Source organism: uncultured Nostoc sp. (genome assembly GCF_964245445.1).
Lineage (GTDB): Bacteria > Cyanobacteriota > Cyanobacteriia > Cyanobacteriales > Nostocaceae > Nostoc.
Map to the genome: position 1 here is coordinate 17,590 of NZ_CAXTNE010000067.1, position 13,044 is coordinate 30,633.

Sequence of the window (13,044 nt, forward strand, 5' to 3'; positions counted from 1 at the left end):
CCATCAGGACTGAAACTAATACTTGTTACCCAACCTTCATGACCATGAATATTTTTGATGAAAGTACCATCAATTTTGTATAGTTGAATATTTCCTTCTTCATTACCAACGGCAATAATTTTACCTTTTGGACTAATACTAGCGCTGGTGAGCGCAATAGTTTTAAGTGAGATAGTTTTAACTGAAATACCATCTTGCCATAATTTTACTGTACCATCTTTGCTGATAGAGATAAGAGTATTATCGGAAATTAAAGTAGCGCTGATTACCGAACGTTGATGCCCAGATAAAGTTTTAATAAGAGTACCATCTCGCTTCCAGAGTTTAATAGTTCCGTCTTGGCTAGCTGAAGCAATGGTTTTGCCATTGGGACTAAAACTAATACTTTTTAATTCATTTTTACGACCAGAAAGAGTAGCGATCGCTATTCCATTATTATGCCATAGTTTAATAGTTCCATCATCGCCACTAGAAGCAATAATTTGACCATCAGGACTGAAAGTTATATTATTAAGTCTTGTTTGACCACTATCAAATTGATTATATTCATGAATTTTAATCAGAATATTCATTAAAGCAGATAAAGGAGCGCTCATTTGATATTCTCCCAAAGAAGACTGATTGTTCGCAAGAAATTTTAAATCTTGTCCAGCCTTCATTGCTAAAAGTAAAGCTTGAAGTTGTTTAGATTCAAATTGTTGTGTGGCGTTATCGCTAACTTGTATAAGTCTTGTAGCTTCCTTAGCGATGTGTAGTTCATGTAGTTGATTTTGTACCACAATCACACTAATTAAAATCAGGAGAGTTGCGATACTTCCCCCAACCCAAACTATGTATTTTGCTTTTTTATTTGCCTGAGCTAATTTTTGTTTAGCAATTTGATTAGCTTTAGTTAATTGTTGACTAGCTTGGGCCAATTGTTGGTTGACTTCAATTTGTAATTCTGTGGCAACTTTTTGACTTTCTTGTAGAAACTCGTAATCTAAATTACTTAAACTTTTGCCAACCGTCCATCCTAAAGCTTCATCTAAGGCTTTACTTCGTAGTAGCCAGGATGAATCTTTTTGAGAATTCAACCAGTTATTAATTGCTTCACTATAAGGACGAAGTTTATCTAACTCTTGCCTGAGCCAAGTTGCATTAAAAATTGCTTCGTAAAGAGGATTATATACTTTTAAATAACCATCTTGTTTGACTACTAAACCTGATAACCTTAGTTCTATTTGTTCTTGACTGCCATCTATCAAAACTCTCTTACTTGAGTGTAAAACTTGCTGATATAATCCGAGTAATCTGCCAGCTTTATGTTCATTTCGTAAAAGGCGATCGCGGATTGTTCTTAAATGCTCTGGTTCATCTTGAGTTTCCCAATTATCGATGATATAATTATGAACTAATTCGTTAACACTTAGATAACTATTTTCTGTTTCTTGTACAATTAAACTGCATAATTTTTGAGTCAAAAATGGTTGTCCACCAGTCCAATTTAACACATCTTGTAACACCGTTTCAGGATGCTCTACGTTATCCGCCAACCCTGGAAGTAAGGCCTTCTTTGCTTCTGTAAAGCTAAACCCAGTTAATTCTATAGAACTACCAATATTAAACGGTGTACGTTCTCTTTCTTGAATCAAATCTCCTGGTGTCGCTACTCCAAGCAAACAAAAAGTTAGACGCTGATATTTTTGAGATTCAGCCCGAAGATTATAACAAGCGCGAATTAAAGCAAAAAAATCATCTTTAAACTTGCTTTTGATTAAACTATCAATTTCATCGATAAAAATGATAATATTAGAAGTAAATTTATTTAGCAACAATGACTCTAAAAGTAAATTTAATCTCTGTACCTCCGTCCAAGAGTCATGCTGTAACCACCAGCTATTAAAATCTATATCATCTATTTCAAAACTAGATAATAACTGATTAGCAAATCCTTTATACCATTTTTCGGGGCTGGTATGACTACCAAGGATAGTTAAATCAATAGAAGCGCATTTTATTCCTACTGCTCTAAGTTTTTTGATTGTCTGAACTCGCAAACTAGATTTACCCATCTGACGCGAGTTAAATACAAAACAATATTCCCCAGCTTTCAGTAGTTCAAAGATTTGTGTATCTGCTTTTCTAACTACATAGGTGCGATGATTAGCATTTAAACTACCACCAACTTTATAATAATTATTAAATTCCATTTTTATTCTCTGCGCCTCTGCGCGAGATTATTTATTTTTCCAATGCAAAATAGTTACAAGCGATGCCTGTGGCGGGCTACGCCTACGCCAAAATATTCATGATACAATCTACACCGTGCCACCACACAATTCTTACTAAATTTAATCACCCCCATACTATCCAATTGATAAATTTGTCTATTTTTTCGCTCTACCTTAATACCTTGACTATTACTCACAATCTCTTTAAATACCCTCCCCAACTCTGGATTTTCTTGAAAAGTCTCCAAATGTCGGCGTAAATGTTCAGTAAAAATCCCTACATCTGTACTAGCCTCTTGCAGCAATTTTTCAATAGTGACATCCTGACATACCAAATAATAAAGTGCTAACCGCACCAAATAAGGATGTCCCCCGACTAAAGACATAATCGACCGAATATTGTTACTATCTAATCCATGTCGGATAGCTAAACTCTTCACCTGTTCTTCAGTAAACTCTTCCAATTTAATTGGTAATCCTACATTAAAAGGAGATTGATTAATATCTAAGCGTCCATAATCTTCTGTAGAATGTGCTACTAATAGTCGCAACTTTTCCCATGTCTGTGAATCATTAGCATTTTCATTCCAATTCCGTAACATCGGAAAAAAGTTTTGATAAATTTCTGGGTATTCAAATAATTTATCTACTTCATCTAAAGCTAGAACTAAAACACTATCCAATTGTTTGAGCAGACTTTGAAACATCCGAGTGCAGTTTACCATAGGAATGTCTGTATCCCATACTGTTAGCGGAGGTGCTGAAGGTAATTGGTTAATTACATAAGCATAAAAACTGCGGAGAAAATCATTTGCATTAGTAAATTTCTTCGTTTCTATTAAACTAAAATTCAAATAAACCGTACTATAACTATTTTTCTTCGCTTCAGCTATAATTCTCTTCAGCAGCGAAGTTTTCCCCATCTGCTTAGGTGCTTTAATCCGAATTAGTGCGCCAGCTTCTTTAATAGCAGCATAACAACGAGATTCAACAGGAGAACGTTCTTGATAAAAAGCAGAATTTATTGGTTCCGGCCCTTCTGGGAAGCGGATATTTTGGATAATATGCCCACATTTTTCTAAAGCTTTAATACTAACTAACTCTGGTTTATATTTAGCGAACATCTCAATTAAATTACAACGGTAATCTGGTTCAGTTTCAGGTGGAAAGCCAAATTTAGTAGATATATTTCTGAGTTGATGGCTAGCTGTGGAACGATGCGTAGCACCAAGTTCTTTAGCAATTTGTTCATCTGTTTGTCCAGCTAAAAATAAGGGCAATACTTTCTTTTGTTTGGGAGTTAATTCATCTTGATATATTTTTTCAAACTTTTCTTGGCTTCTCAACATTTTTCTATTTATAATCCTCTTTTTTTAATCTCCAGTAAATTCTAAGTATTAGGCTAAAGCCATAAGGCAGCATATCACATAGTAGTTTGAAATTATTTGTAAAAATAAATTAAGGATTTCCAAATAATAAATTATTCAATTTTGTGGGGTGGGCTGAAAAGCCCTACCCATAATTACGGGCGGGCGAGACGCCATTGGTGTCAAGTCAAGGCAGAAGCCCAAATGTCAAAGGTATGTTCATCGAATTCGGGCAGTCGTTTATTGAATTCGGGCAGCCGTTTATTGAATTCGGGGTGTCGTTTATTCGCTTAATACACATATACATTGTTAATCATCATCAAAAAAATTAATATTTACTTGTTGAATTACGTTGTAACTTTTAGTTTATCAAGTTTTTGCTACTCACTAAAAATGGTGAAGAAAACTTCACCTCAACGTCTGTGGGACTGAAATAGATGAATTTTTGCTCAAATATGGAGTTGCACGTAAATCTGATTTTAAGATGAATCTCAACAATCAATTTAGACTTTCTCTATACCAATTGTGCTGGTTTAGAGACAATATCTGATTGCCAATTATTCCAAAAACCCTATTTTTTAGAATTGAAGGACAAAAATTATGCAACTCAAACCAATCATTTACCTTTTAACTGGCTGTTCTTTGAGTGCTATTTGCATCACTTCTATAGTTAGTCAAGCCAAAGCTGATGATGATGTTCGTTTTATCTGTGCTTCGGGTTATGACCAACAAACTGATAAACGCTTCCCCACTACTTACGCTTGGACATCAGATGGTAAAAGACCAATTATACGTTGGAAATATGCGTGGTTTAATAGTCAGACTATTACCCCAGAAGAGAGGTGTAAACAAGTATCGTCTCGATTCCAGACTGCTTACAATAATAAAAGTCTGGCTTATATCGCCAACGGTATAGTCAATAATCAAGCAGTAATTTGCACAGCCAAAAAAGAAGATGCTGCTTGTGATACCACACTGCTAACTTTAAGACCTCAAGATGATCCTCTACAGATTCTTGATGACCTCAAAGAGATTCTGAGAGGGCGTGCTACTAAACCGATTGAACATAGTTCTAAACAACAACCAGTTTACTATAAAATTGACATCAAGAAGTTTCTGCAAACAGCACCTGTTGAGAAGGAATAATATCAAGTGTCTGAACTATCAATCGCCAGGGGTTATAAACCTCTAGTTAAAAGCTTGCATTACAATACTGCTCGGTTAAGAATATTTGTCTGACTTTTTACGCTATCTGGGAAACCTCACTTCTATTTCTCTCTCGTAAAAGGAGAGATTTTGAATTTTCCCCTTTAGACTGTCGGGAAGGGGGTTAGGTTTTTCGTAGCTTTTCCACATAACGTGAAAAATAATAAATATTTGTAGGTTGGGTTGAACGAAGTGAAACCCAACTAACCCTGCTTTTAGGTTGGGTTTCGTTCCTCAACCCAACCTACACGCTACGCACTTTTATAAAACTGGAAAAATGAACAAACTTAATTCGTTTATCATTACCATCTTAAGTACTTCTTTAGTACTCCCTACTGCTTACATTGCGATATCTCAGCCAATACCTAATCAACCTAATGGCGCACTTGCAAATAATACCCTATCTCAAACCCAAATCCGTCAACTAGCCCAAGCTGTCACCGTCAAAGTATTGAGTAATAACAAAGGCGGAAGTGGAGTATTAATTAGTAAACAAGGGCAAACTTATACTATCCTCACCAATGCCCATGTTATCAGTAATAAAGGAATCTACGGTATTCAAACACAGGACGGCAAAATCTATACAGCTACAGTTATCAATCAAGGTAATTCTTTAAAAGGTAATGATTTAGCTGTCTTACAGTTTCAATCTCAAGAAAAATATCAAATCATCCCTTTAGCTAGCAACTCCAATTTAGCAGAAAATCAAGAAGTATTTGCTGCTGGTTTTCCTGATGATAGCAAAGAAATAGTCATCAGCAATGGCAAAATATCTCTGTTATCTGAACAGCCATTAATTGGAGGTTATCAAATTGGTTATACCAACGAGATTAGACAAGGAATGAGTGGAGGGACATTATTAAATCAGTCAGGTCAATTAATTGGGATAAATGGATTACTGAATAATGCTATTTTAACGGAGACTTATACCTATCAAAATGGAACTAAACCCAGCGCCGAACAACTTCAGCAATTAAGACAACTGAGTTTTGCAGTACCCATTCAAACTTTAGCAAAAGTTGCACCAAACTTAGCAAGTATTCCTCCAGAATGGCGCAATCAGCAACAAGCTCAAAAACTGCCAGTAGGTAATACATTTGTCGATAAAGTTAATAATATTGCTGAACAAATTACTGTGAGGATTGACTCGAAAAATAATGGTAATGGTTCAGGAGTCATTATTGCTAAACAAGGACAAACCTACTATGTAGCCACTGCGGCTCATGTGGTAAAAAATCCCGATAATTATGAAATTATTGCCCCAGATGGCAAACGATATACAGTGCAGCCAGAAAACATTAAATCAGAAGGAGCAGATGCAGCACTTATTAAGTTTACTAGCAATCAAACATACTCAGTCGCAACTATAGCTAAATATAATATCTACACTGATTTTATTGACACCAAAGTTCTTGGTAAAAAAACAACGTGGGTATTTGTATCTGGTTTTCCTGAAGTAGATAGGGGAAAGCGGAAATTAGCTCCTGGATTTCTTTTAGTAGCAGAAGATTTATTTTTCCGTGCAGAAAGCAATTCTGTATCTCAGGAGTTCATAAAGGGAAGTTATAAGTTGGCTTATAGCAATTTATCACTACCCGGAATGAGTGGGGCACCAGTACTAAATGTTATGGGGCAAGTGATTGGGATTAATGCAGGAATTGAGAATCCAAACATAAGCCATGTCGAAATAGGTTTTGGGTATGGAGTAACTAGCAGTAACATTTTACGTTTAGCCACGCAATGGGGACTAAATAAAGAATTATTAAAAGTGGTTAAAACTAAACTTAAACTACGAAATTTTAATAATTCAGATGTTGATTTACTGTGGAAACATCCATTGTTTGCTATAAAAAAGCCATCACAAAATGCTAGTTATTATGATTTTTTAATATATGCAAATAAAATGTGGCGAATACAAAAATACTCGGAAGCAACAGATGCTTTGCAAGAACTTATTAAGCTAAAACCAGATTCTTATCAAATTTATTACGCACTTGGTTTAGTACTAGGGGATCAGGAGAAATATGAGCAATCTTTTGCTGCTCTAGATAAAGCAACTACTATCAAACCAGACTACTACGAAGCTTGGAAATTCAAAAGCATCGTATTAAGTGAATTAGAAAAATATCCCTTGGCCCTAGCAGCAATTGACAAGGCAGTTGAATATAATGACAACGACTTGAGCCTTGATACACTTCGTGCTTCTGTACTTTTATATTCACAACAATATCCTGAGTCGCTAGCAGTAATTGATAAGGCGATTGAGATTCAGCCATTGCTACTTTCTTTTAATTACATTATACGGTCGTGTGTACGCATCCAGTTAAAAGATTATCAGGGAGCACTGACTGATTTAAATCAAATAATTAAAAGCGAACCTGATAATGCTGATGCCTACTTCATGCGGGCTAGTGTCCGTATTTATTTGAATGACTTTCAGGGGGCACGTGCTGATTACAATCAAGCAATTCAACTCGACCCCGACGTTGCAAGCAGATATTCTACACAAGACAAAGCCTTGTAACGAGAGCCAACCCAAGCCAATACTTTTCAAATACCCGCACTTGCTTCTTCTAAAGAATGACAGTATTCGCAAAGAAACTTTGCCCTTTCCCTGACTATAATCAAGCAGCACTTGCAGATTATAGTCAAGCGATTAAACTTCAGCCTGATAATGCACAAGCTTATGTTGTGCGGGGCGATGTTTACGTTCAGTTAAAAGACTATCAAGCAGCATTAGCAGATTATAGTCAAGCTATTAAGCTTCAGCCTGATAATGCCAACGCCTACTTTTCGCGGGGCGTTATCTACCAAAAGCAAGGAAGCGATCGCGCCGCACTAGCAGATTACAATCAGGCGATCACTAAAGATGCAAAATTAGTAGCACCTATCATCAACATTGGCTATATCAAATACGAAAAAGGAGATATAGAAGGAGCAATACAGCAGTGGGAAAAAGCAGTTCAAATTGATGGTAGTGTAGCAGAACCACAAATGGCGATCGCAGTTGCTTTATATGCTAAAGGTGAACAAGAAAAGGCTCTAAACATGGCACAGTCCGCCTTACGTTTAGATAAAAGCTTTGCTAATGTTGACGTTCTCAAACAAAATCTTTGGGGGACGCACTTGGTTGCTGAGGCACAAAAACTCCTTTCTCATCCTACTATCCAAGCATTGCGAACAAAGCAGTAGTTTATGTTTCTAGCCATATCTCAACAAATTAATAACAGTAAAAGGCAGTGATTCTAACTTTTCAACCTACACCAAATTCCGTGTATTGCCTTACTAACGGTTCATGAAATGCCAAAACAATATCTTCCTTTGGAACTCCTAACTTTACTAACTCATTAGCAATACCAATCTCAGTCCCATCATATTGTATCCAAATCTTGCCATCTTTGATATCGAGATGCAAAACACAGCCATATTGCCGTCGTCGATTCTTCCAGCCTACGTATACTAATTGATAGTGATCGTGAATAGTATCAAAAATGACTTGTTTTTCTATTTCACTTTTTGACGAACCTCGACTAGCATATTCTGCCAATAATTGTTGAATAGAACCTCGATATTGGTCTAATTTTTCCATTCTACAATCACCTCATTCACAGGATCGTAAACGATTAGCTTTAGTTGAGAGCGTTGAATAACAATTTGAATAAATTGCAATGCAAAGAAGCTGCTATAAGTTCCTAAAAGAACAGCTAAGTATAAAACTCGTTCTGCTTCTTGAATCTCTAGAGCAATTTTATAGTTGAAACATTGACCCAATGCTGTATGAAATTCGTAAATATTTGATGCACCAAGAAAACTCTTAATCTCAACCGCTATTTTTTCTCCGGCTCTCTCAGTTGCTAATATCGGCTCTGCACCCAAATCAATGTACATTTCAACCCCACCGACTTCAATTTCTAGAGGATCATCTGTAATCACCCAACCTTCTTTCTCCAGCCCTTTTCTAACAGCATCATGAAAAACATCTCTTGCAGCCATTCAAATATAACTTTGTTAATTACGTAGATGCGGGAAGTGCGGCTTCCCGCAGGGTATTACGAATTGCTATTGCTTCTAAATATAGCACTGGTAAAGTCAATGGGTGACATCATCGATATTCTTGGTATTCCTGAACTCTGGATACTAGGGCTGATGCATAGACACAAAGAGAAGGAGTACCCGACCTGACTTTTTACGTCATATCATGTCCGACTTAATACTTATGTCATTGCGAGCAAAGCCTGGCAATCCCAAACCTTTACGATTGCTTCATTCCACTTCGTTGCATTCGCAATGACATATCGTAAGTGATTTGCCGAACTTGATATCATGTGGAAAAGCCCACCAAAAACCTAACCCCCTTTCCGATGCGGGAAGTGGGAAAATTCAAAGTGTCTCTCCTAGAAGGGGAGAGATTTAGAGAGAGGTTTTCCAGATACCGTGAAAAGTCAGATACCCGACGACTGAAGTCTGTTAACGAAGCTGATAGTGGTGAAAAAAACTTCACTCAAATAGTTTAATATCTCACCTTGAAGAATTTATTCTCAAATTGTGAGTTAGTTTGGCGAATCAGAATAAGATGCTTGTTAGTAGAAGAAGTTAAATATTTTATGTCTGGCGCAAAGGCGCAAATAAGAGTAGGAAAGGAACAATTTTTGAAAGCGTATCTTGAGCGTAGCTCCCGCGATTTTTTGTTAATAAGGTTATTTTATTTATTAAGGATGGTTCAAAAATGAACAGAAAATTTTTAACAATCGGGACTTCAGCAGTTTTGACAACTGTTATTGGGGGAATTTGTATTAGTAGTTTATTTGGTTGCCAACTACCTGTAATGGCTAAAAACCCTCAAGTATTTGAGTCTAATTTACTAGGTGACAATACTAAAAAAATCAAATCAACTATTCTTATAGCAGAAAATTCTGAAGAACAAAACCGGATTAAACTATATGAAAAAGCTAGTAAATCTGTAGTTGCGATCACCACTGGTTTCGGACATGGAAGTGGTTTTATTGTCAGTCCAGATGGTCTAGTTTTAACTAATGCTCACGTTGTCGAAGATAGTTCTAAAGCTGTTGCAGTAGTACTGGCTGATGGTACACAAGTTGTAGCTGATGTGGTAGGTTTTGCACCTGACGGTTTAGATTTAGCCGCACTCAAAATTCGCAATCAAAAAAATCTGCCTTATCTGCGTTTAGCTACTCCTGGTTCAGCACGAGTGGGTCAATCAGTCTATGCTATTGGTACTCCCTTAATTGTCGAATTACAAAATACTTTGACCTATGGTATTATCAGTCGCATTGATACAAAATTGGGCTTGATTCAACATGATGCAGCTATAAATCCCGGCAATTCTGGAGGGCCACTGCTCAACTCTAATGGGCAAGTAGTTGGTGTCAATAGTGCCATTTTCAATGATACCGAAATTAAAAGATTTATTGGTATTAGTTTCGCAATTCCTACAGAATTAATTCAGCCTTTTTTAGTAGCTGTAGAAAAAGGTAATGCTCAGTTAGCAAGTGAGCGTCAACAACCTAGTAATAGTCAAGATACGGATTTACCTTTGAATGGTCAAGTTTTACAAGCAAGTTTAAAAAATGGCGATCGCACTTTACCAAATAATAGCTATTTTCACACTTATGTGTTTGAAGGCAAAGCAGGTCAACAGATAACTATTGAGATGAATAGTCAGCAAATAGACCCTCACTTGTACTTACTGCTTCCTGCTAAAGAACGACTAATAGCACAGAATGACGACATTTCCCCAAAGGATTTTAATGCTCGATTGACTGTTACCTTACCAGAAAATGGTATCTACTATCTGTTGGCTAACACTTTTGAAGCAGGAGAATCTGGTAGTTACAGTTTACGCGCAGCGATATCTCAGCAGTAATTTATTTTTAGTTAGTGAACTATTGGGTATAAATAAACATACTCAACTTCCCGACTTCTCAAAGAAGTCGGGGAGCTATCTCCTGAATATTTTATGTTTAATTAGGTTGCTATACACCCCCTAAAATTTAAACTACTGCTGCTATTGCCTTGACTGCAAAAATTTTATTAATCACATCTTCTACCACTTTATCTGGCGTAGAAGCACCAGAAGTAATTCCCACAACAATTTCTCCATCTGGCAACCAGTTTTTTGTAGTTATTAACTGCCCATTTAATTGCCGATGTTCTATAGAATCTCCTGATTTAATCCGTTCAACAGTATCAATATGATAAGAAGGAATTCCTCGTTCAAAAGCAATTTGTTGCAATTGAGTAGTATTCGATGAATTAAACCCACCAATTACTACCATTAAATCTAAATTATGTTCCACTAACTCCAACATGGCATCTTGGCGTTCTTGAGTGGCATCACAAATAGTATTAAAGCTTTGGAAATGCTGATTTAACTCGGTGGGGCCATACTTCTGTAACATAGTCCGCTCAAAAAGCTTGCCGATTTGCTCAGTTTCGCCTTTCAGCATCGTAGTTTGGTTAGCAATACCAACTCTTGCTAAATCTTGATCGGGGTCAAATCCTGCTGAACAAGCTTTAGCAAATTTTGTCAGAAATTCTTCACGGTTCCCACCATTGATAATATAGCTAGCAACATATTCTGCTTCTTGCAAATTCAAAACAATTAAATACTTGCCAGCAAAAGAACTAGTAGCAACTGTTTCCTCATGCTTATATTTACCGTGAATTATTGATGTATAATCAATTTTTTTGTGCTTTTCTACTGTATTCCAAACTTTAGATACCCAAGGGCAAGTTGTATCAACAATTTTGCAGCCTTTATCGTGAAGTATCTGCATTTCTTGAACGCTAGCGCCAAAAGCGGGTAATATGACTACATCACCAGTTCCAACAACAGAAAAGTCTTTATTTTTTCCTTCAATGGGGATGAACTCTACCTCCATCTCCTGCATTCGCTGATTTACAGAAGGGTTGTGGATAATCTCGTTAGTAATCCAGATGTGTTCTGTAGGGAAGTGCTGGCGGGTTTCGTAGGCCATGGCCACAGCGCGTTCTACACCCCAGCAAAAACCAAAGGCTTGTGCTAATCGGATTGTCACATCACCCCGTTGTAAAGTGTAATTGCGATCGCGAATTTCTTGAATCAAGTTACTCTGATACTCAGACTGCAACTGGGTGGCAACTTCTGCTTGATGACCAAACCCTTTGCGATTGTAATTTTCGGAATGTTGCAGGCTGCGCTTAAAAGCTTTTGTATCCATTAGATTTGTCTATTTAAACCACTATTTCTTATTTTCTCGCGCCCAGGCGCGATTTATACGGAGTTGTATTCAAAGATATTACTTCTTTTTGTCCTTTACCCTTTTTCACCAAAGGACGTTAGCGCTGGGGTTTTAATTCGATCTCGCCATAAATCTGCAATGCAGAACGCCAAACTATATAGCCTTCAGGACTTAAATGTAAGCCATCAGTAGTAAATTCGCGGCGGAGATTACCTTGTTTGTTCGTAAACAGGGGATGTAAATCGAGATATTTGACACCTTTTTTGTTACAAATACTTTGCAGTTGCTGATTTAACTCACGAATGCGACTATTGGCAACAGCCAGAAGTTTCTCTCGTCCTTTCCAGGTTGCTGACTCTGCCCCATGTGGCAAAATCGATTGGACAACAATTTGCGTTGTGGGATGCGTCTTTCGTAGGTAATTGATAATTTGACGCTGATTATCTAAAATTACCCCATCGCTCACCCCTCGAATTAGGTCATTAATGCCAATCATCACAAAAATAACCTCTGGCTGGGTGCGGTCAAATATCTCCAATCTTTTCAAAAGTCCATTACTGGTTTCGCCAGAAATTCCTTGATTGAGCCAATTTTTACCTTCGGGTAATAACTCAGGCGGAAACCACAAACTCAAAGAATCTCCCACCAAGATGCTTAAATGCGGGGGACGTTGGTCTGCGGCTACCTTGGCTTCTTGCATGAGGATATCTACCCATTGCTGGTAAGAGAGTTGGTGACGACGACCTAAATCAGGTGTAGCAATTTCGGGTGAGTTGTTTAGGCTGATTGGCTCTGGGGATGTTATTATCCCAAAAAAAGCGGACAATCTCTGCTGTTGCCAAATCAGCAGGATGACCGCCAACATTAGGATGCCGTTGGTTAACAGCGAGAAAAATGCCCAGATAGGGAAGGTTTTTGCAGATGTAGACACGACTAGCGAAATTTACCAATTATTTGAATCAAATTTTAACGCTAGCGCTTGCAAATTACACAATCTTAAAGTGGGGAGTGGGGAAT

General features: G+C 37.2%; 10 protein-coding genes. 4 read left to right on the forward strand and 6 right to left on the reverse strand.

Annotation, left to right across the window (positions count from 1 at the left end):
* Together ACFE90_RS13795 and ACFE90_RS13800 are read right to left on the reverse strand one after the other, a co-directional pair.
* A partial coding sequence (locus ACFE90_RS13795) for an AAA-like domain-containing protein (protein ID WP_375501355.1) occupies nt 1–2,192 on the reverse strand: 2,192 nt, incomplete at its 3' end.
* Nucleotides 2,193–2,245: 53 nt separating this feature from the next.
* Nucleotides 2,246–3,562 carry an AAA-like domain-containing protein gene (locus ACFE90_RS13800; RefSeq protein ID WP_375501357.1) on the reverse strand — a complete coding sequence of 439 codons (1,317 nt, stop codon included), beginning with the start codon at nt 3,560–3,562 and terminating at the stop codon, nt 2,246–2,248.
* A gap of 618 nt (nt 3,563–4,180) precedes the next feature.
* On the opposite strand from ACFE90_RS13800, the gene ACFE90_RS13805 reads away from it, so the two are divergent.
* From ACFE90_RS13805 to ACFE90_RS13815, 3 genes are all read left to right on the forward strand, one after another.
* Complete coding sequence (locus ACFE90_RS13805) at nt 4,181–4,726, forward strand: COP23 domain-containing protein (RefSeq protein WP_375501359.1); 546 nt, start codon at nt 4,181–4,183, stop codon at nt 4,724–4,726.
* A 337-nt stretch (nt 4,727–5,063) separates the two neighbouring features.
* The gene (locus tag ACFE90_RS13810; protein ID WP_375501361.1) at nt 5,064–7,310 is read left to right on the forward strand and encodes a tetratricopeptide repeat-containing serine protease family protein; all 2,247 of its coding nucleotides are present in this window, start codon (nt 5,064–5,066) and stop codon (nt 7,308–7,310) included.
* Nucleotides 7,311–7,366: 56 nt separating this feature from the next.
* A complete protein-coding gene (locus ACFE90_RS13815; protein ID WP_375501363.1) occupies nt 7,367–7,978 on the forward strand; it encodes a tetratricopeptide repeat protein in 612 nt (203 codons plus the stop codon).
* Nucleotides 7,979–8,039: 61 nt separating this feature from the next.
* Here the strand turns inward: ACFE90_RS13815 and ACFE90_RS13820 are convergent, their stop codons facing one another.
* On the reverse strand, nt 8,040–8,375 hold the full coding sequence (locus ACFE90_RS13820; protein WP_375501365.1) for a XisI protein: 336 nt from the start codon (nt 8,373–8,375) through the stop codon (nt 8,040–8,042).
* Nucleotides 8,363–8,779, reverse strand: a complete 417-nt coding sequence (locus tag ACFE90_RS13825; protein ID WP_375501367.1) for a XisH family protein — start codon at nt 8,777–8,779, stop codon at nt 8,363–8,365. Before ACFE90_RS13825 ends, ACFE90_RS13820 begins: the two co-directional genes overlap by 13 nt.
* Nucleotides 8,780–9,512: 733 nt before the next feature.
* Between ACFE90_RS13825 and ACFE90_RS13830 the strand changes: the two genes are divergently transcribed.
* Nucleotides 9,513–10,670, forward strand: coding sequence for a trypsin-like peptidase domain-containing protein (locus ACFE90_RS13830; RefSeq protein WP_375501369.1), 1,158 nt, complete (start codon nt 9,513–9,515; stop codon nt 10,668–10,670).
* A gap of 127 nt (nt 10,671–10,797) precedes the next feature.
* On the opposite strand, the gene ACFE90_RS13835 is transcribed toward ACFE90_RS13830, so the two are convergent.
* Both ACFE90_RS13835 and ACFE90_RS13840 read right to left on the reverse strand, forming a co-directional pair.
* The gene (locus tag ACFE90_RS13835) at nt 10,798–12,006 is read right to left on the reverse strand and encodes a 4-hydroxy-3-methylbut-2-enyl diphosphate reductase (RefSeq protein ID WP_375501371.1); all 1,209 of its coding nucleotides are present in this window, start codon (nt 12,004–12,006) and stop codon (nt 10,798–10,800) included.
* A gap of 118 nt (nt 12,007–12,124) precedes the next feature.
* Nucleotides 12,125–12,958 (reverse strand): SGNH/GDSL hydrolase family protein, encoded by an 834-nt coding sequence (locus ACFE90_RS13840; protein ID WP_375501373.1) that lies wholly within the window; start codon nt 12,956–12,958, stop codon nt 12,125–12,127.
* Nucleotides 12,959–13,044: the final 86 nt, after the last annotated feature.

What these genes read in the sequence shown, in the direction of transcription:
- ACFE90_RS13800 (WP_375501357.1), bottom strand. Translation starts at nt 3,562, where the DNA reads ATGTTGAGAAGCCAAGAAAAGTTTGAAAAAATATATCAAGATGAATTA.
- ACFE90_RS13805 (WP_375501359.1), top strand. Translation starts at nt 4,181, where the DNA reads ATGCAACTCAAACCAATCATTTACCTTTTAACTGGCTGTTCTTTGAGT.
- ACFE90_RS13810 (WP_375501361.1), top strand. Translation starts at nt 5,064, where the DNA reads ATGAACAAACTTAATTCGTTTATCATTACCATCTTAAGTACTTCTTTA.
- ACFE90_RS13815 (WP_375501363.1), top strand. Translation starts at nt 7,367, where the DNA reads ATGACAGTATTCGCAAAGAAACTTTGCCCTTTCCCTGACTATAATCAA.
- ACFE90_RS13820 (WP_375501365.1), bottom strand. Translation starts at nt 8,375, where the DNA reads ATGGAAAAATTAGACCAATATCGAGGTTCTATTCAACAATTATTGGCA.
- ACFE90_RS13825 (WP_375501367.1), bottom strand. Translation starts at nt 8,779, where the DNA reads ATGGCTGCAAGAGATGTTTTTCATGATGCTGTTAGAAAAGGGCTGGAG.
- ACFE90_RS13830 (WP_375501369.1), top strand. Translation starts at nt 9,513, where the DNA reads ATGAACAGAAAATTTTTAACAATCGGGACTTCAGCAGTTTTGACAACT.
- ACFE90_RS13835 (WP_375501371.1), bottom strand. Translation starts at nt 12,006, where the DNA reads ATGGATACAAAAGCTTTTAAGCGCAGCCTGCAACATTCCGAAAATTAC.